At 46.0% G+C, this 19,046-nt stretch carries 21 protein-coding genes; 4 read left to right on the top strand and 17 right to left on the bottom strand.

What is annotated here, in order from left to right:
- Positions 1-20: 20 nt before the first annotated feature.
- The 17 genes from R7035_RS13620 to R7035_RS13540 are packed head-to-tail and all read right to left on the bottom strand — an operon-like array spanning position 21 to position 15,235.
- Positions 21-1,244: a beta-ketoacyl-ACP synthase gene (locus R7035_RS13620; protein ID WP_042523982.1), complete on the bottom strand. Its 1,224-nt coding sequence runs from the start codon at positions 1,242-1,244 to the stop codon at positions 21-23.
- Positions 1,241-1,966 (bottom strand): 3-oxoacyl-ACP reductase FabG, encoded by a 726-nt coding sequence (gene fabG, locus R7035_RS13615; RefSeq protein ID WP_005388326.1) that lies wholly within the window; start codon positions 1,964-1,966, stop codon positions 1,241-1,243. The genes R7035_RS13620 and fabG overlap by 4 nt, the downstream gene beginning before the upstream one ends.
- The gene (locus R7035_RS13610) at positions 1,963-2,427 is read right to left on the bottom strand and encodes a hotdog family protein (RefSeq protein ID WP_017634799.1); all 465 of its coding nucleotides are present in this window, start codon (positions 2,425-2,427) and stop codon (positions 1,963-1,965) included. Before R7035_RS13610 ends, fabG begins: the two co-directional genes overlap by 4 nt.
- Positions 2,420-3,607 (bottom strand): beta-ketoacyl-[acyl-carrier-protein] synthase family protein, encoded by a 1,188-nt coding sequence (locus R7035_RS13605; RefSeq protein WP_054578011.1) that lies wholly within the window; start codon positions 3,605-3,607, stop codon positions 2,420-2,422. The genes R7035_RS13610 and R7035_RS13605 overlap by 8 nt, the downstream gene beginning before the upstream one ends.
- Positions 3,608-3,627: 20 nt before the next feature.
- Entirely contained in the window at positions 3,628-4,239 is a 612-nt protein-coding gene (locus R7035_RS13600; RefSeq protein WP_054578010.1) for a DUF3261 domain-containing protein, read from the bottom strand.
- Entirely contained in the window at positions 4,236-6,578 is a 2,343-nt protein-coding gene (locus tag R7035_RS13595; RefSeq protein ID WP_064376296.1) for an MMPL family transporter, read from the bottom strand. Before R7035_RS13595 ends, R7035_RS13600 begins: the two co-directional genes overlap by 4 nt.
- On the bottom strand, positions 6,550-7,170 hold the full coding sequence (locus R7035_RS13590) for a LolA family protein (protein ID WP_132936661.1): 621 nt from the start codon (positions 7,168-7,170) through the stop codon (positions 6,550-6,552). The genes R7035_RS13595 and R7035_RS13590 overlap by 29 nt, the downstream gene beginning before the upstream one ends.
- Positions 7,170-7,616: an acyl-CoA thioesterase gene (locus R7035_RS13585; protein WP_064376294.1), complete on the bottom strand. Its 447-nt coding sequence runs from the start codon at positions 7,614-7,616 to the stop codon at positions 7,170-7,172. The genes R7035_RS13590 and R7035_RS13585 overlap by 1 nt, the downstream gene beginning before the upstream one ends.
- On the bottom strand, positions 7,616-9,169 hold the full coding sequence (gene hutH, locus R7035_RS13580) for a histidine ammonia-lyase (RefSeq protein WP_064376293.1): 1,554 nt from the start codon (positions 9,167-9,169) through the stop codon (positions 7,616-7,618). Before hutH ends, R7035_RS13585 begins: the two co-directional genes overlap by 1 nt.
- Positions 9,153-10,859, bottom strand: coding sequence for a glycosyltransferase family 2 protein (locus R7035_RS13575; protein ID WP_165935336.1), 1,707 nt, complete (start codon positions 10,857-10,859; stop codon positions 9,153-9,155). Before R7035_RS13575 ends, hutH begins: the two co-directional genes overlap by 17 nt.
- Positions 10,852-11,220, bottom strand: coding sequence for a 3-hydroxyacyl-ACP dehydratase (locus tag R7035_RS13570; protein ID WP_132936503.1), 369 nt, complete (start codon positions 11,218-11,220; stop codon positions 10,852-10,854). The genes R7035_RS13575 and R7035_RS13570 overlap by 8 nt, the downstream gene beginning before the upstream one ends.
- A gap of 10 nt (positions 11,221-11,230) precedes the next feature.
- Positions 11,231-12,631, bottom strand: coding sequence for an AMP-binding protein (locus tag R7035_RS13565; protein ID WP_318146163.1), 1,401 nt, complete (start codon positions 12,629-12,631; stop codon positions 11,231-11,233).
- Positions 12,632-12,635: 4 nt separating this feature from the next.
- Entirely contained in the window at positions 12,636-13,196 is a 561-nt protein-coding gene (locus tag R7035_RS13560; RefSeq protein WP_132936505.1) for a hypothetical protein, read from the bottom strand.
- On the bottom strand, positions 13,196-13,453 hold the full coding sequence (locus tag R7035_RS13555) for an acyl carrier protein (RefSeq protein WP_025766966.1): 258 nt from the start codon (positions 13,451-13,453) through the stop codon (positions 13,196-13,198). The genes R7035_RS13560 and R7035_RS13555 overlap by 1 nt, the downstream gene beginning before the upstream one ends.
- A gap of 15 nt (positions 13,454-13,468) precedes the next feature.
- Entirely contained in the window at positions 13,469-13,729 is a 261-nt protein-coding gene (locus tag R7035_RS13550) for a phosphopantetheine-binding protein (protein WP_005382278.1), read from the bottom strand.
- Between the two features lie 13 nt (positions 13,730-13,742).
- Entirely contained in the window at positions 13,743-14,510 is a 768-nt protein-coding gene (locus R7035_RS13545; RefSeq protein WP_005388305.1) for a lysophospholipid acyltransferase family protein, read from the bottom strand.
- Positions 14,507-15,235, bottom strand: coding sequence for a beta-ketoacyl synthase chain length factor (locus tag R7035_RS13540; RefSeq protein WP_170890769.1), 729 nt, complete (start codon positions 15,233-15,235; stop codon positions 14,507-14,509). Before R7035_RS13540 ends, R7035_RS13545 begins: the two co-directional genes overlap by 4 nt.
- A gap of 76 nt (positions 15,236-15,311) precedes the next feature.
- On the opposite strand from R7035_RS13540, the gene R7035_RS13535 reads away from it, so the two are divergent.
- From R7035_RS13535 to R7035_RS13520, 4 genes are all read left to right on the top strand, one after another.
- Complete coding sequence (locus tag R7035_RS13535) at positions 15,312-15,710, top strand: hypothetical protein (protein ID WP_005382272.1); 399 nt, start codon at positions 15,312-15,314, stop codon at positions 15,708-15,710.
- 27 nt (positions 15,711-15,737) lie between these two features.
- Positions 15,738-16,805, top strand: coding sequence for a methyltransferase (locus tag R7035_RS13530; protein WP_031779087.1), 1,068 nt, complete (start codon positions 15,738-15,740; stop codon positions 16,803-16,805).
- 7 nt (positions 16,806-16,812) lie between these two features.
- Entirely contained in the window at positions 16,813-18,057 is a 1,245-nt protein-coding gene (locus R7035_RS13525) for an NAD(P)/FAD-dependent oxidoreductase (protein ID WP_005382268.1), read from the top strand.
- A gap of 210 nt (positions 18,058-18,267) precedes the next feature.
- On the top strand, positions 18,268-19,008 hold the full coding sequence (locus tag R7035_RS13520) for a transglycosylase SLT domain-containing protein (RefSeq protein ID WP_080960101.1): 741 nt from the start codon (positions 18,268-18,270) through the stop codon (positions 19,006-19,008).
- Positions 19,009-19,046: the final 38 nt, after the last annotated feature.

The raw sequence follows: 19,046 nt of genomic DNA, 5'->3' as shown, positions 1-19,046 counted from the left end.
TTTTGCATTTACTAAGGGCATTACATCTTTTTAAAGATGATGGAGGTGTTGATGCCGCCAAAGGCGAAGTTGTTACTCATCAAATATTTCACGTCCAGCTCTCGGCCTTGTCCGGCGATGTAGTCTAAATCACCACATTGCTCGTCGAGGTTTTTTAGGTTGAGCGTTGGGTTGAACCAGCCTGTGTGCATCATTTCTAAACCTAGCCACGCTTCAATCGCGCCACAGGCGCCTAGTGTGTGGCCAAAGTAGCTCTTGAGTGAACTGATTGGCACTTTGCCCAGAGCATTCGCTGTTGCGTTGCTTTCCGCAATATCGCCGCGGTCGGTGGCAGTGCCGTGAGCAGATACATAGTCGATCTTCTCAGCAGGAATGCCCGCATTTTGCAAAGCCATTTCCATACAGATTTGCATGGTTTCCATCTGTGGTTGAGTGACGTGTGCGGCATCACAGTTGCTGGCAAAACCGATGATTTCTGCATAGATTTTCGCGCCACGAGCGACGGCGTGTTCGTACTCTTCCAGAACTAGCGTTCCCGCACCTTCACCAATCACCAAACCATCGCGATCGGAGTCATAAGGTCTTGGTGTGCTTTTCGGGTCTTCATTCTTCAGACTGGTGGCAAAAAGGGTATCGAAGACAGCGGATTCCGTTGGGCACAATTCTTCAGCGCCACCAGCAACCATTACCGTTTGGTAGCCATGTTTGATCGCTTCGTAGGCGTAGCCGATTGCTTGGCTGCCAGAGGTACATGCACTGCTGGTTGGGATCACTCGGCCTTTCAAACCGAAAAATAGACCAACGTTCACTGCTGTGGTATGCGGCATCATCTGCACGTAAGTCGTTGCGGTGATCGCTTTGGTGGTTTTCTCATTCAGCATGACACCAAATGCACCGATTGCGTCAGTACTGCCTGTTGATGAGCCGTATGCGATACCCGTTTGACCATTGGTGAGTACGTCGTTACCAATCAAACCTGCTTGGCTCAGTGCGTTTTCTGTTGCGACGGTCGCCAATTTGGAAACACGCCCCATGCCGCGTACTTGCTTGCGCTTGTAGTGCTTTGGCAGTTCAAAATCTAAAATTGGTGCCGCGAGCTTGGTGTTCAAACCATCATACTGTTCGTAAGAAGGCATGTATTGCGTCGCGTTCTGGCAGTCACGCAGTTTTGGTTCGACAGATTGCCAATCGTTACCAAACGCAGTCACGCCTGACATTCCGGTTACAACAACTCGATGGCTCATACTAGGCCTCCGTTTACCGAAATGACTTGGCGAGTTACATAGCCTGCGATGTCAGACATAAGGTAACTGACTAAACCAGCAACTTCTTCTGGCTCTCCCATGCGGCGCAAAGGAATTTGCGGCATCGCATGTTCTTTAACGTGTTCGTCTACCATGCCTGTGTCGATAAGCCCTGGAGCAACGCAGTTGACGGTGATTTTGCGTTTTGCCAGTTCAAGCGCGAGTGATTTTGTTGCACCAATTACGCCCGCTTTCGCTGCGCTGTAGTTAGTTTGACCACGATTCCCCATTAGGCCAGAGACTGATGCAAGCGTAACAATTCGGCCGCCTTTGCGCTTTTGCACCATTGGCATAACACAAGGGTGAAGAACGTTGTAGAAGCTGTCTAAGTTGGTATGAATCACACCATCCCATTCTTCTTCGGTCATCGCAGGGAAAGCGGTATCTTTTGTGATGCCAGCGTTGTTTACTACGCCATAGTAAGCGCCGTGTTCGGCGATATCGGCTTCTAGCTTCTCACGACAATCTGCACGGTCACTGATGTCGAATTGGATAAGACGACCGCTACCACCATGCTGTTCGATGGTGTTTAGGGTGTCTTGCGCGCCTTGTTGATCGCCCATGTAATGGACAATGACTTGGAAACCATCTTTGGCTAATTGAACGGCAATGGCTTTACCGATGCCTTTGCTGGCACCTGTAACGAGGACTTGTCGGGTCATTGTTGACTCCTGATTTTCATTTCTTGTAATTTTTCTTCTGATGGAACGTAAACGTTCAATTGGCAAGTCGCTACAACAGTTCCTTGTAGCTCAATACGGGCTGAAAAAACCGCCATACCGTTATCTTCCATAACTTTTTCAGCATACACATCGAGCACCTGTCCGCGAGAAAACGTATCGCATTCAGACGTGTATCGACGGCTACCAAGCAAAAAGCCAATCGGTGGCGCTTGTTCTTTCATTAATGCGTGGTAACCAGACCACGCCGCGACAGATTGCGCCATAAACTCAATGCCAACGTAAGCTGGCACAGTTTGAGAGGCCGAGTCGAAGAACGGGTTGTGTTCTGCGATATCAACCTGGCAGTGAATCGTATCTTGTTGAACATCCAAAGCACGATCGACCAAGATCATTGGTTTGTCGTGTGGCAAAAGTTGTTCGATGGGAGGAAGTTTAGTCATGAGCGTAACCAAAAATAAGACTAATATTATTGCCACCAAAAGCAAAAGAGTTGCTGAGAATCGCTTTGTTACCCAGTTTGGTTGGCGTCTCAACTAACGATATATGGATATCGTCTGCTTTGGTTTCGCAGTGTTGTATTGGCAAATCAAGGTTGTACTTGAGAATATGCCAAGCGATCGCGGCTTCCGTTGCACTTGCTGCGCCTAATGTGTGTCCGGTAAGTGGCTTTGTCGAGCTTACGGGAACGGAGTCACCAAAGCAGCGATGAATGGCTTTGCTTTCCATCGCATCGTTTAACGGCGTTGCTGTGCCATGCGCGTTGATGTAACCAATGTCTTGCGCTGTAAGTCCTGCATTGGCCAACGCTTTTTTCATCGCTTCTTCTGCGCCTAACCCTTCTGGATGTGGTGCGGAAATATGGTGTGCGTCTGAGCTGTCGCCAGCTCCGAGAAGAGCAACGGGCGCAGGTGTTTTGCTTAGCAACATTAATGCTGCGGTTTCACCGATATTGATGCCGTTGCGATGTTGGTCAAACGGCTTACAAAGGGTATCGGATAGAGCTTCTAAACCGTTAAAGCCGTTTAGTGTGAGGCGACAAATGGTATCCACACCACCCACAATAACTGCATCAACAATGCCAGAGCGAATCAGGCGTTGCGCGGTTAAAAAGACACGGCCACTAGAAGAACAGGCGGTTGAAACTGAGTAATGTGGGCCGCTCAAATCAAAGTAGGCGGCAATAAAATCGCTGCAGTTGCCAAGCTCTTGTTTGGTGTAATGGTAGTCGGCAGGAAAATTACCCTTTGCCAGCTTTTCACCAAATGCGATTTCGCCATCTGAAATGCCAGATGTGCTGGTGCCGATCACGACTGCGATACGGTCACGACCATATTTAGCAATGGCGTCACGCACGTCGCCTTCGATTTGCTGCAAAGCCGAAAGTGCGAGGCGGTTGTTTCTCGTATCAAACTGGCTGAGTGCGGGTGGTAATTGCGGTAACGTCTGTGCGATTCGACCGATTACTGTTTGGCGGCCTGAATTTAAAATATCTCGGTCAACCACCATGTTGGATGGCTTCGCTCCCGATAAACACTGGTGGATGAGCGCATCATCTTGTCCCATGGCAGAGTGAAAGCCACAGGCCTGAATATACAAAGGTTGAGAAGAGCGAATAGGCATATTGTTATTCTAAATTGTTCTTAATTAATCTGATGTTGCAGTGTTTGAATAGAAATTGAAAACTGATGTTTGAGGTGATGAAAATCAATCTTACCCTCTAACTTGTTAGAAGAGCTGTATTGAATCTCAATGATCTTTTCACCGTCGCTATCAAAGATGGCGCGAGAATTATTTTTATCAATAATTCGCCACCTTACCTCATTTAACGATCCTTCCCAAGCGGAACTCGGCCAGAGCGTGATCATCAGGTTAAATAATACCTGTTCTGGCTGCGGTAGCGAACCTTGTAAACCGTTGAGCACTTCGGTTTGAATTTGTTCTCCATCGTAAGACAGTGAGAGTACTCTTGTCCCCCAGGATGAAAAGCCTGCCAACACCACTTCGTTGTTGGTCACTTGCAGTTGTACCGGAAGTTGCTCAGATGTGGTTTTACCATCTATTGCCCAAGAAGCCGTAATTAACTGACTGGCAGACAACTGATAGCCCAAGCTTGCGGGAGTGGGCAAGCTAACTTGGGTGTGCTCGGCAATGTCGACCAGAGGCGTCGATTGGTGAGGGACCAAGCTGCATGCACTTAAAAACAGACTCAGTACGATTAACGTCGCGCAGCGAAAAGCATGGTTAAAAATCATGACGTCGTTTCCTCTGTTTTAATCGCAATCGGAGAGAGCAGCCAAGCAACAAAAATACCACTTAACACCGTAATGCCGAAACTGTGAATCGCGTGAGTTTGGCTGAGTGATAGCAACCCAAATGACAGCACAGTGGTTATTGCCGAAAGGGTGATCGCCAATAGTGTGCTCACGCTGCGGGCTTTCTCGGCAAAGAACAGAGTGTAATCGATCCCGATACCAAGAATGAGCACCAAGCCAAGCAAGTTGAATAGGTTTAATGTTGTTCCCATCGCGACTGCCGTTGCCAGACCGCAGGCGCAAGCAATCAATGATGGCAGTAAAACTCGCCAACTGTGTTGCAGACCGTACCGCTTGATTAATACCAGAAAGATCACAGCACTGGCGGCTGCCAATAGTTCCATGATTTTGATTCGGTATTCACCAAATAGGGCGGATATTTCCTCAGCTTTGTTTAGATAAACAACATCAGACTGCGATTTGGCAAATGCCTTAACAACGGCGGAGTCTTGCAATTGGTTTAACACCACTACCGTTGCAGATTTTCCTTTGATCTTACCCAAATGGAGAAAACGCACAGGCGCTGATACTGGGTTTTGCAAGTACTGATCAACCGTGACAGGGATAAAGTCGGCGTCCATTTTAGGCTTTTTACTTAAGCTCAGTCCGGAAGCTAGTGGGCTGGATTGTGTCGCGTAAAGATCGCGAATCAATTGATAGTCTTGTTGCTGACGCTCCACCGAGCTCAAGTAGCGGCTCAGACTTTGGTAGCTTTCGATGGTGCTGTCCGCTTTCCACGCTTCTAATGTTGGCGTCAAAGACTCCAGCTTTTTCATTAGGTTTTCGTCATCGTCGGCGGTAACGACCAACATTTGCTGCGAAGATTGCATGCCACTAAGCGTCGTAATCAAGGTTTCTTGCTGCTTGAGATCGTTCGGCATCGTTTGCAGTAGACGAATGTCGTCATCGTAGTTCAATTGCAGCAAGAAAAAGCCACTCGCAACCACACATAACATCGGCAATCCGACTTTAATTCGAGGTTGATTCCAAAGCGTTAACCATTTCGCCAACAGTGATTGTCCCGGTAATGTCGAAATGGATCGCGATGGGTTACGAGCCAGTATCGGATACCAAGCCACCACGGTGACGTAAGCGGCAATCAGACCAATGGATGAAAACAGAGCAAGCTGCTGCAAACCAGGAAACGGTGCCACTAACATGCCCAAATAGCCGATCAAGCTGGTGATTAAGCCAAGTGTGATAGCTATGAAAATATGCTTTAATCCTTGCTCGCTATCCCATTCATTTCCCGCCGCAAGACGTTCGGTTAGGTAGTGGAATGCGTAGTCGATAGACACGCCGATTAAACTTGCGCCAAACACTAAACTGAACAGATGGACTTTTCCAAAAATCCACGTTGTCACTGACAACGCAACGAGCAAACCAATGGTGATGGAAAGCAGTGCCAGAGACAGCGGCATCACACTCCGAAAGACCAGCAAGAACAATGCAATGATACCGAGTAGAGAGAATACACCGATGGTGCTGATCTCCGATTTTGCACTTTGCGTACCAAAGTCGGCGTAAAATAGAACGCCAGTATGTGCGACTTCAGCGCCATATTTCTGCGCGACGCTTTGTTCTAGCGCTTGAATATCAGGGACTGCAAGCTGCCCAGTTAGGCTATAAGGCGAGTCTTTTAGTTCGGCAGTAATAAGCAAGTATTGAGCATCGCCTTTTTCGACGGACAGATAGCCGTTATCCAATCGGAAAGAGGACGATTGCTGGGTAACTTGGCTTAAATAATCACGAAATAGCAAGAAAGGGTCATTTTGTAACTCTTGCCCAGTCACCCCAGAAAACGGGTTGTACAGCGACTGAATCACATGCTGCACTTGCTGTTCTGGATTTTGGCTTAAACGCTCTCGTTGTTCAGGCGTCAGCAATTGGAAGCGGTGCTTAAAGTAGTAACTCGCCCAAGCTTGCTGTTCTTGAGGTGAGATTTTTCCTACCACATCGCGAAAATGATTACTTTGGCGTAACCCCTTATCAAATTCAGCGGCCGCTGCAAAAAGGGCATTTTTGTCCGGCGCTGTGATCACGAAAATGACTTTGTCGCTCATACTTGCCGAGACCGACTCAAAGGCTTGCTCAGCCACCGGGTTTTGTTGGTTCTTCGGCAGCAGTTTTAAAATGTTGGTCTCAATCGGAGATTCTGCACTCCAAACCCATTGTTTGAGTAGCAACGCGCCCGCTAAAACAACGAGATTGAGCCAAACCAGAGCAAAGGTGTGAGTGCCAAGACTGAGTTTAGAAACGGAATTGAGCGTCTTCGGCATCCGTGAGTTCCTGAGGTAGAGAGGTCTGGTTCGTAAACGTGATTTCGGTTTTATCGCCGCGCAGCTCTTGTAGGGTTAGGCGATCAATGTGCGTTTTACCGGAAAGAGTGATGGATTGAAACACCGCATTTAATGGCGACTGTTTGGGCACTAAAACGAGCTGCCAATGATTGTTCTCAACTGAAAAATCGAGTGTGAATTGTTCTTGCAGTGCAGAAGTATCCCCGTGGAACACGGATAAAAACACATGGCTAAAGTAGAACGCCATTGGGTTTTCTTGTGCAGAGATCGTTTTCGGAGCTTGGTCGGCAAAAGTCTGACGAAGTTTGTTTTCCGTCAATACCAAATTGACTGCGAAAGGTTCTGTTTGTTGCCACAACAAGCCATGTGTTTTGCTCAGTGTGAACTGACCTTTAGAGGTTAAAGGTTGACTAAACATTTCCAGATGACGCTGCTGCGTAAAATCTCCGCGTACGATTTCATGCTGAGACAACTGCTGTTGAAGCGACGCCAAATCCGTTACGTTTGCTGTCGGTGTGGCCAGTGCTGGAACAGAAAATATCAACAAAAAAGAGAGTAACCACTTTTGCATTAGTTCCGGCTCCCATGGTTGTGCCATTGCTCTACTTTATCTAAAAAGACTGCTGGAGACACAAAGCACATCTCTTGCTTTTCAATGGATACGGCGACTTGCGTTGTATGCGCTTTGCACATACGTTGATTCGTTTCGGCGTCGTAAATCACGTAATCCACACGTAAGCGGTTTTCCCACTCCGTGAGTTGCGCGGTAATACGAATGGTGTGATTAAACGGAATCGCCTTCACGTATTTAACGCGCGTATCGATGATCGGCCACATGTACCCAGAGTCTTGCATATCGCGATAGCTGTATTGGAGCTTCTCCATCAGCACACGACGCGCTTCTTCAAAATATCGAAAGAAGTTGCCGTGATAAATCACGCCCATCGGGTCAGCATCTTGGAATGAGGTGACCATAGTCACCTCCGCTTCTAATGGGTAGAGAACCTGCTCTTGCATTATACCTCCACGTAGAGTGGCCAATGACGTTGCTGAATGCGTTCAATGAAATGACGCAAATCTTGTTCTAACGGGCGATCTTCAATCACAAACTCAAACTCGCTCAGTACGGCGTCACGAATTACTCGCAAACTCTGACTCATGTGGTGTTCGTCCAATTCGTTATGACGGCGACGAATCTCAACCGCTTGAACGCTTGCTAGGAGTGAAGCCGCAGCAACTTGCTCTGTTAACTCAAGTACGCGTAAGCAATCACGAGCCGCGATGGTGCCCATGCTCACTTTGTCTTGGTTGTGACATTCGGTTGAGCGAGAAAAAACGCTTGCTGGCATGGTGTTTTTCAACGCTTCTGCCGTCCAAGCTGAGATACCAATCTGAACCGCTTTAAAGCCGTGGTTGATCGGTTTACGCTCGCCTTCTGCACCGGTTAAGTTAAACGGCAGGCCGTTATTGAACTTGTAATCCATCAATTGCGCCATCTGACGATCCAGCAAATCAGCTAAGTTGGCAATGTTCACTTTCAACGTATCCATCGCCATTGCGATATGACCACCGTAGAAGTGACCGCCGTGCAGAACGCGCTCATTGTCGCCATCGATGATTGGATTGTCGTTGGCACTATTTAGTTCATTCTCAATCAATTGACGTAGCCAAGGCAGTGAGTCTTGCACCATGCCAATGACGTGTGGCGCACAACGTAGCGAGTAACGATCTTGCAGTCGGTCGCTATTGCGTGGCGGACGCTCAGCATTGAGATCATCACGCAGCCAAGCCGCAACTTGCTGTTGACCAGGATGAGGTTTTACCGCAAACAACGCTTCATCAAAGTGGAAGTCATTACCTTGCATACCCACAGAGACCATCGCGGTAATCTTGGTGCACAGCTGCGTTAGGTATTCTGCGCGTTTGTAGGCAAGACAGGCGAGGGCAGTCATCACGGATGTACCGTTCATTAACGCCAAACCTTCTTTTGGTTTTAGGCGAATTGGCTCAATGCCCAGCTCTGCAAACACTTCTTGTGTTGGTCGCACATCGCCTTTGTAAAGCACTTCACGCTCGCCAATTAAGGTCGCTGCTAGGTAAGACAGAGGCGTTAAATCGCCACTTGCGCCCACAGAGCCTTCTTGTGGAATACGCGGCGCAATATCGTGATTGATAAGCGTAACGATTTGGTTCAACAGACCGTGAGACACGCCAGATACGCCTTGCGACAATGAACATAAACGTGTCGCCAACACCGCACGAGCTTGCTCATGAGAAAGGATTTGACCTAAGCCACAGCCATGGAAGCGCGTAAGGTGCAACGGAAGTTCATCCACAAGAGCAGGTGGAATCGCCACAGTGCATGAATCGCCGTAACCCGTGGTCACGCCGTAAATAACGCCTTCTTCCTTCAGTAATCGTTCCAGAAACGCCACGCCACGATCAATTTTCGCGGTAAATTCTGGCGAGGTGTTCATGTGTGCCTTTGCACCTTGAGCAATGGCAACGACATCTTCGATGGTTAAAGATTGGGCACCAAAAGTGATGTTGTGATTATTGTTGTTTGTCATGTGGCTGATTACTTAAAGTCCAGAAGTTAAAAAAGTTGTACCACTGTAACGGCGCTTGCAGTGTGTGGTGTTCTAATCTTTGTGCGTACTGTTGAACAACGTGTTCTAGTGCCTGCTGACGTTCCTTGCGCGGTAGCGTGATTTGGTCACTAAAGTGTTCAAAGTACACATTAAAATGCGGAGTGTTTGCTTCATCGTCGCGTAGGCCGAAGAGTAGATAAACCGGCGCTTTTAATACCGAGGCCAGCATGAATGGGCCTTGCGGAAATGGCGCTGGTTTACCAAGAAAATCTGCCCAAACGACACGATTTTCTTTGCTGGTAGAAGTGCGATCGCCAACGATCACCACCCATTCGCCTTGCTCGATTTTTTGTTGAAGCAGAATCGCGGTGTCTGGTCCCATTGAGCTGACTTGAATCAAATTCAGTTCCGAGTTTGGGTTTACCGCCTTCATTACCGCATTAAATTGTTCAGCGTGTTGGGTAAATACCAAGGCGTTGATTTTGACATGAGAGTGTCGACGACCAAGCGCGCGGCAGAGTTCGATATTGCCAAGGTGCGAGCCTAAAATGAGCACGCCTTGTTTTTTCTGCGCCATCTCTTCGAAATGATGCTGGCCGTGAATGGTTAGGTTATCGACGTTAAAGTCACCTTGCCAGGCAGCCAGTTTGTCGAGCATGGTTCGCCCAAAGGAAAGCAGATGATGATAGCTGTCCAACTGCTTTGGCAGTGCGATGTTCTGCTGCGCTGCGTAGTGCTGTAAGTTGTTCAGGTAAACCTCAGACGCTTCACGGGCAGATTTACCCGTGAAGTGGTAGTAGCGCATGACTAGCTTTAAAATCAGGTCGAACGCTTTTCTACCGAACAAGCGGTAAACCGCGAGCAAGGTTTTGATGCCTAAAATCGTGCCTTGTTCTTTTCGTTTCGACCAGTGGGCATTGCTGTCGTCTGTGTGACGGCGCTTTCTGGCGAGTAGCGAGGGTATACGCGGCAACATGCCAAAAAATAGGCGAGTGTGCATCCAGCTTATCTTGACGTTATCCCACAATGCGTCGAAGTGGGAAATGCCACCTTCAGGGTAGATCACGCGCGTTGGAACAAAATCAATATCGACGCCTTCCCAGTACATTCGCACCAGAATCTCGATATCAAAATCCATGCGTTTGCCGATGTTGTACTTGTTCAACACGGCGACCGTTTTCGCCACTGGGTAGGCGCGAAAACCGCACATGCTGTCTTTGATAGACAGTGACAAGGTTTCTATCCACACCCAAATGTGCGTAGCGTAGCGACCATACAGACGGGCTTTAGGTACGCTCGCGTCGTATATCGGTTGGCCAGAAATCAGGTTATCTGGTTTTGTTTCGCTGGCGCTGAGCAATTTTGGTAGTGCTTCTAGGTCGTGTTGACCATCTGCGTCGATTTGAATGGCGTGCGTAAAACCAAGTTGGTGAGCTTGATGTAGGCCAGCCATCACCGCGCCACCTTTACCTTGGTTTTCGCTCAAACTAATCAGTTTTATCAGCCCTTGCTCACTCAACGCTGAAAGCGCTTGTTTGGTGTCTTCATTGCTGCCGTCGTCCACGACAAGCACTGGCAAATCGAAAGAGGATAACGACGCAACCACGTCTGCAATTGTGCTGCCGTGGTTGTAGCAAGGAATTAAAAAGCAGGGACGGTAATCACTCACGTGACTCACCCAGTTTCATTTTGCCTGAAGAGTGAGTCACCAAGGTTTCACCGTTTTTCGATGTGTACTTAAAGGTCAATTTCTCGCGCTCATTGTCCCAAGAGAGTGAGAGACAAACGTCGGCGTTTGGCAGAATCGGCTCTTGAAATTTGATGACTTCCATTCCTTTAAATACCTTGGGAGTGTTCAAATATTGAACGGCGCAGAACAACGCCCAGTCAATTTGAGTGACGCCGGGTAAAAGAGGAAAGTGACTGAAATGACCTTGGAAATCTAAGATGTCAGCATCCACACGCAGCGAAAGCTCCGCGGTGTGGTCACTCACTTCAATATTCTGAATGGTTGGTTTTCTTTTATCCATGTTACTAGCTTTATTGGAATAGTTTTTCAATTTCAGCAACTTGGCGTTTGCCTTGGCTGTTCAATGGAATTTCGTCGATCACTCGGAATTTTCTCGGGATAGCGATCGGTTCTAGCCAATTGCGCAGTGCCTTGCGAAGCTCAAGCCAAAATTTGCCTTTACCAAGTTCATTAAGCACATCGCTGCCTTTATCGTTAAGTACGATGATCGAGACTAACGTGAGGCGACCAGATTCTTCCATTGGGATCACCACGCTTTCTTGAACCCACGGCAATTGCTCTAAACGTTTTTCCACTTCGACAAGGGAAATACGCTTTTCTTCGACTTTGACGATTCGGTCAGTGCGTCCACGCAATTCAAAAGAAATACTATCATGGAAATAGCATTCATCCGCAGTTTGGTACCAAGTGTTTTCATCAATGTGTGGCGAGCGGAGCTTTAAACAATTCTCATGGTTAAGCTCGGCTTCAACACCAGGGAATAACGTCCAAGGAGTGCTGGCTACGTGCTGCTGACGGTAAGCGATGCCGCCGGTTTCTGTGCTGCCAAAAACTTCAATAGGAAGTGACCCAAACAACTGCTGGCTGTGCTGCGCCGCTTGGTTTGGCAAGGGGCCACCAGAAGAAAATACACACCGAATCGCAACCGGATTGTGCTCTTCACTGAGTCGTTTTAGTAACGCAGGGCTGCTTACTAGCGTGGTGTCAGCATCAGCGTGATGGACAATTTGCTCTGGGAACTCAAGGTTGTGTGCTGAAAATGGACGTGCAGAGCACAAAGGCCACAATACGCGGAACAGCAAGCCGTAAATGTGTTGATGAGAAACGGTGCTTTCAACGCGTGTGCTGGCAACCGTGTCGCCCCATAGGTTATCTAGAATAGAAACTTCGATGTCGAGCTGTTTCAGCGTTTTTGCAATGGCTTTTGGTGTGCCGCTTGAACCCGAAGTGAATAGCGTTACCGGTATTTCCGCCAGGTTTAATTCACGCCAAAAATAAGGTTGTTTGGCCTCTGACTCGTTAATCACGGTGGTTTCTAGCAATGATTGAGCTTCGATCAAAAGCGAGCTCACCAGTTCTGGAACCGAGACATCGGCATCATGCAGCAACAAATCGTAGTGCTCACTGAGCTCTTTGAGTGCTTCTGGTTGGTAATTACCAGGTAATACAACGGATTTTCCTGCATAACTACAAGCAAAAAAGCCAACGGCAAACAGGTAGCTGTTGCCAAAACACAACGCAATGTTTTGCGTTGGTTGGGTTTCTAACTGCTGAGCAAGTGTTGCGACGTGCTGCTGGAAATCACCCCACGTGATAACCGTGTCGCGCTCGTAAGAGACTGGGGATTGCTCAGACCTCTCTGCGATGAACAAGGTCGCTAGGGAGGTAAAGCTCGAATACGTTGTATTCATACGATTAGTGTTCCTTTCGAACAAATTGACGCACGATCCATTCTCCAGCGAACAAGCCACCAGCAAGTAAGTAGCTGATGAGGCCGTTATAAAGCGTCCATATTTTTACTGGTAGGAAACAGGTATAGAGTGCAACAGCAGCGTTGAGCGTAAAAAAGGCGCACCAAACCATCGTCACTTTGCGAGTGTAAGTCACGCCACTAGCCGGAAGGTCGGGTTCTTGCAAGCGAGCAAGCCTCTCTATGATCGATTGCGGCTGTTTTAAGCTCAGTCCAAATACACACAGCATACATACATTGACAACGACAGGGTAAAACTGAAGCCACCCATGTTGTTTAAACACCATGCCAAGCGTAATTAGGACAATGCCAACAGCGCCCGTAACGAGCGCCAAGAACTTAAACTCTTTTAGTGGGGTCTTATTTGCGACGAAAACACGCAAAAGTAACGCAGCAATTAACAAGCCCCCAACTAAGTTCAAGCCAAATTTATCTATACCGAAATAGACGGCGAAGGGGTAGGCAAACAGTACAATTGCAGACAGACCAGTCAGCAATTGGCGCATTAACTTTCCTTCAATAACTCAGTAACAGCGTTAACCACATCGTCGACGGTTCTTACTGTACTAAACTCTGCCGGCTTGATTTTTTTGCCAGTGACATTCTGTAGGTGTACGACCAAATCAACGGCGTCAATGCTATCAAGATCGAGATCTTGGTATAAGTGCGCATCTGATTGAATGTCGGCTGCATCAATTTCGAACAGCTCAACAAGCGCATCTTTAACTTGTTCAAATACTTGATCTTTATTTACATCAGTCATGAATATACCTACAACTTATTCATTAGTTTGAGAAGAAACGTATTTCGCTAGATTTGCTACAGACGCAAAGTGTTCGCGCGTATTTGAGTCGTCGGCATCAATAACGATGTTGTATTGTTTTTTTATTGCGAGTCCAAGCTCAAGCGCGTCGATAGAATCTAAGCCAAGTCCATCACCAAAAAGTGGTGCATCCGTTTCAATATCATCTACGGTTAAATCTTCAAGGTTTAAAGCATCAATAATAAGTTGCTTAATGTCGTTGTGTAACTGTTCCACTGGGACCTGCTTATTAATAAAAGTTTTCTGGAAAAATGTTTTCAGCTAGGTGCTGTTGTAAGCGTCGCGCCGCTATTGTCGGCGACGTAGTTTGCTTTATAAAGGGGGTAATCTCAACTTTATCCTTAACTTCAACCCTGAAAAAGGGCTTTGTTGCCGGTACTTGATACCATTTTTTCTCTTTTGTGAGGAAACTTGGCGTTACCGTAATATGGACAACTCTTAAATCTCGTTCTGTTCTTACCGCAATTTGTGCTGCACCGCGTTGTAATTTCGGCTCTACACCTGGTGTTGTTCTTGTTCCTTCAGGAAATATAAGCAACACGTTGCCTTTGTTAAATCGTTCATCACAAAGTGCTAATAAATCATCCGGTGCTTCATTGGGAATATATCCGGCTGCTTTTACGATGTGCTTCATAAAAGGATTCGACCATATTGCCGATTTTACTAAACAGTCGCAGCGATTTAATTGTGAAGCAATGAGAACGTAATCGATTAAACTAGGGTGGTTGGCAACAATTAAACAATTACGATCTTGTTGAAGAATATCGGCACCAATAATTTGATAATCGATTGCGCCACTCAACTTCATCAATTTACAAAATGTGTTGAATGAATATCGAATCGCACCTTGAACTTTATATTCGCGTTCCGTTTGGTCTGAAACAAAAATACGAATGGTCGGAATAACAATGAAGCTCAGTACTAAACCACCTAACCCAAATACTGAAAAACAAAAGCCTGTTGCTAGCACACGCCAATACTGATTTAAGCGAGTCATTTTTTGTGCCATTCCCAAGCTTGTTGCGGAGCGAAAATAGTCCACTGGCTTTTATCTAACAAGTATTGTTGCAAAAATACTAAACCTTGAGGAAGAGGATGACCGGAACGTTCTGCGTTTATGGAGCTTTGTATCGCGAAATTGTCTCCATGAGAAAGTATTAAGCCAAGTCCAAACCCTTGGTATTGTTGGTTTTCATATTCTAAATAAGAGTCAGGCATAGGCTCATCAAAATCAACAAGCAGTACTTTTTTGTCAGGATTGTCGGACAAAAACAGCCATGCTTCTAATATTGCGCTTTGGAATGTGTTTTCTGCCGCAGCGATAGAAGTTAGGGGAATGGGTTGTTTAGTTGCGATAGTGGCAAGCCCTGCGGCGGTATTGTGCACCGATTGAGAAAAAGCCATCGGAGACGCCTCTTCTCCATTAATTATATCTTCAACTAGTGCGATGCTGCGATGCAGTTCACCATGACGGCTTGAAAATACAAGGTAATCAACTTGATGTTGATTAAGCATTTCGATTGCAGTTTGTACCGCCAGTTTACTGAGTGGGCTCATTCTTCTGCGCATCATCGCAGGAATATTTGCAACATTGATTTTGCCATCTTCTGGCCATTTTATCTCTGTTGCCCATTGTTTCCAGTCATTGGATTCGGATAAACCGAATGAATTCGCTGTCCACGCATCAATATTGAACGAAATGTTGATCTTCGAGTTTGGCATATTGGGTTAAATTGTTTATTTTACAGCTCGATACAAATTGGGGTTGACCCAAATTCACAATAAAAAGGAAATTATCATGTCGCGTTTTAAGCTGTATGTCTCGTTATTATTAACTTTGCTTCTTGTTGGTTGTGGACGAGTACAACCTGTAATGAATGTGGAGGATACTCCAGTTGCTTATGATCTTCAAAATAAACAAGTAAAAATGGCCATAGTGCAATCAGCAACTAACCGAGGCTGGACGATCGAAGAAGTAAGCCCTGGTGTTCTTATTGCAAAAATCCACGTTCGTAAACACTCTGCAGAAGTAAAAATCCCATACAATAATAAATATTACTCAATTATTTATCTCAACTCAGTAAATCTCAAAGCAAGTGATGGCAAAATCCACCGCAATTACAATCGTTGGGTAAACAACTTGAATGTTGATATTCAGCGAGCTATTGCATTGTTGGGCAATCAATCTCAACAATAAAACTATTAATTGCAGTTAGGTTTTTCCGTGTTAAATCAAAATAATGACCCTTTTAATGCTTTTGAAGCGAAGACAGAAGCTCAGAAGTTATCTTTTGCACCAATCGTGTTCCAGACCGCCAAAACGCTTCGAGATTTAGGTATTTTAGCCGCTTTAGACAGCGCTGGCGCACAAGGCATGAGTGCCACAGATATTGCCGAGAAAACGGGAGTATCAGAATATGGTGTTAAAGTACTGTTGGATATGGCGATTAGTGCGCATATTGTTTTATGGGAACGACCTAACTATTCGCTTGCAAACCTTGGTTTTTACCTTCTTCATGATGGTATGACGAATGCAAACATGGATTTTACGGCAGATGTTTGTTACGCCGCGATGATGCATTTGACGGAAGCAATTCAAGAAGGTAAACCGTCTGGTTTGAAAGAGTTGGGCAATTGGGAGACCATCTATCAAGGTCTATCGACGTTACCAGAACAAGCCAAACAGAGCTGGTTTAAGTTCGATCATTTCTATTCGGATCGCTCGTTCCCACTTCTGCTTAAAGAGGTATTTGCAAGCAAGCCAAAGCATCTTGTGGATATTGGCGGAAATACGGGAAAATGGGCGATTCAGTGTTGTAAACATGACCCTGACGTTCAAGTGACGATTGTTGATTTACCGCAGCAATTAGAAGTAGCGATGAAGAATGTTTCAGAAAACCAGTTCTTCGAGCGTGTACGTCCATACCCTGCAAACATGCTTGATAAAGCACAAACATTGCCTGAGCATGCTGACGTATGGTGGATGAGCCAGTTCTTGGATTGCTTTTCCCCAATTGAGATCCTCAATATCCTTAAAAAAGTTAAAGCCCAGTTAACGAAGGGAGATACTATTTACGTATTGGAGCTGTTTTGGGATGCTCAAAAATACGCGGGAGCTTCCTATAGCCTTAATGCCACTTCTCTTTATTTTACCTGTTTAGCTAACGGTAATAGTCGCTTTTATCGCAGTGATGATTTCTTAGAAATTGTCGAAGCGGCAGGTTTATCTGTCGTTGAAAGAACCGACAATATTGGCCTTGGTCATACCTTATTAAAACTACAAGCAAACTAAATTCAGAATGAAAACAGAGCTCAAGCAAGTTGTTGTCGTAGGAGCGGGGCCATCAGGTTCAACCGTTTCTGCGTTATTAAAATCGCGTGGCATAGATGTTGTTGTCTTAGAAAAAGCGACTTTTCCACGTTTTTCCATAGGAGAAAGCCTACTCCCTGCATGTATGGAAGTTGTTGAACAAGCAGGAATGACCAATGCAGTAAAGCAGTTTGGTTTCCAGTATAAAGATGGTGCTGCATTTCGTCGTAATGGCGTATACACCCAGTTCGACTTTACAAACAAATACACTCCAGGACCGGGCACGACGTTTCAGGTTCAACGTGCCAGCTTTGATAAAGTATTGGCAGATAGCGCTGAAGAGCAAGGCGTAGAGATTCGCTATCAGCATGAACTGCTCAATCTAGTGTTTGAAGGGAAAAAGTCTCGATTAGAAGTGCTCGACTCAAATAAGAAGGCTTATCAAATCGAAGCAGATTTTGTGTTGGATGCAAGTGGCTTTGGGCGTGTTTTGCCACGCTTGTTGGAGCTAGAAGAACCTTCTTGTCTTCCGCCTAGAAAAGCGATCTTTACCCATATCGAAGATCATATCTCTCCCCAAGAGCCGGAATACGATCGCAACAAAATTTTAATTTCAGTTCATCCTGAAAATCACGACGTATGGTACTGGCTAATTCCATTCTCTAATGGTACTTGTTCGTTTGGCGTGGTGGGTGAGCCAGAATTTTTCGAACAATACCCAGAAGATAAGATTGCAGCGTTGCAGCAGTTAGCCAATGAAGAGCCGGGTTTGGCTGCTTTATTGCGAAACGCGAATTACCCGAATCCAGCAGGCGAGTTGGGTGGCTATTCTGCTAACGTCAAACGTTTAGCGACAGAGCACTACGCGTTGCTTGGTAATGCTGGTGAGTTTCTTGATCCTGTATTTTCATCGGGTGTCACTATCGCCATGAAATCGGCAGAGTTTGCAGCGGACTGCTTGGTTCGTCAGCTGAATGGTGAAAAGGTTGATTGGCAAGAAGAGTACTCGCAACGCTTAATGGTGGGAGTGAACACATTCCGCACTTATGTGGAAGGCTGGTACAACGGCACGTTGCAAGATGTGATTTTCTATCAAAACCCGAACCCACGTATTAAACAGATGATTAGTGCGATTTTGGCTGGATATGCTTGGGATACGAATAATCCTTACGTAAAACAAAGTGAGCAGCGTTTGTCGACGCTTGCAGAACTGGTTCGGGAAGCTGAACTGTAAGAATATACATTCGCTTATCCGAGAATCAGTAAACCTAGGTCTTACCAAAAAATTGGTAAGACCTTTTTAATGCCTCTGTACTTTTACTTCTAGCGTGTTGGAGACACATTGACCACTTACATCGGTGTGTATCGAATTTGAGAATTTTTATGGTGACATTGATCACATCTAGAATTCCTGTTGCTGATATTTATATTAAATTTGTAGGAAATGGATTACATTCTGGGAGTGTTCCCTACATCCGGCTTCGTTGTGAAAACGGTTTATAAGCAACTGTATAAGTTAGTAAAGTTCCAAAAACTACATCAAAAAAAAGACAAGTTTCTTACCAAATCAATTCGCTTGGTGAGTTCGAGCCATCGACTACGCCAAACGCTTCCTCTACTTTCTAAAATTGTCGAAGAACATGACGCATCAACGGTCTCTTCGATTGCAGATCCCGAGAACGCGGTAGCGTGGGGAGGTAAAGTTTCTCCAGAGTTCAAATCTAAAGTCATTCGTATTAGTAAAGAGCTAAAGATCAATCCTAATCATCTTATGGCGTGCATGGCATTTGAAACTGCTGAAACTTTCAGTCCAAGCATCAAAAATGGTTCCGGAAGCGGGGCTACAGGGTTAATTCAATTTATGCCCTCTACCGCAGAGTCATTAGGAGTGAACACAAAGACTCTTGCGAGAATGAGCGCGCTTGAACAACTTGACTATGTGAAAGCGTACTATTGGCCCTATCGAAATAAAATTAATAGCTTAGAAGATGCTTACATGGCCATTCTCTACCCTGCTGCGATTGGTAAACCGCCGTCTTTCGTTTTGTTCAGACAAGGCTCAATTGCCTATCGACAGAATGCAGGTATCGACCGCCACAAAACGGGGAAAATCACGCTTAATGATGTTTCCTACAAAGTGAGGAAAAAATTAGAAAAAGGTTTGCAGCCCAATTTCATGGGCTAAGATTGTGTCATGTTCCTAGTTTTTCGCGCATGAATCCT

The organism is Vibrio sp. 1731 (assembly GCF_033339955.1).
GTDB classification, from domain to species: Bacteria; Pseudomonadota; Gammaproteobacteria; order Enterobacterales; family Vibrionaceae; genus Vibrio; species Vibrio alginolyticus.
This window is presented reverse-complemented; position numbering and strand designations above follow the sequence as displayed.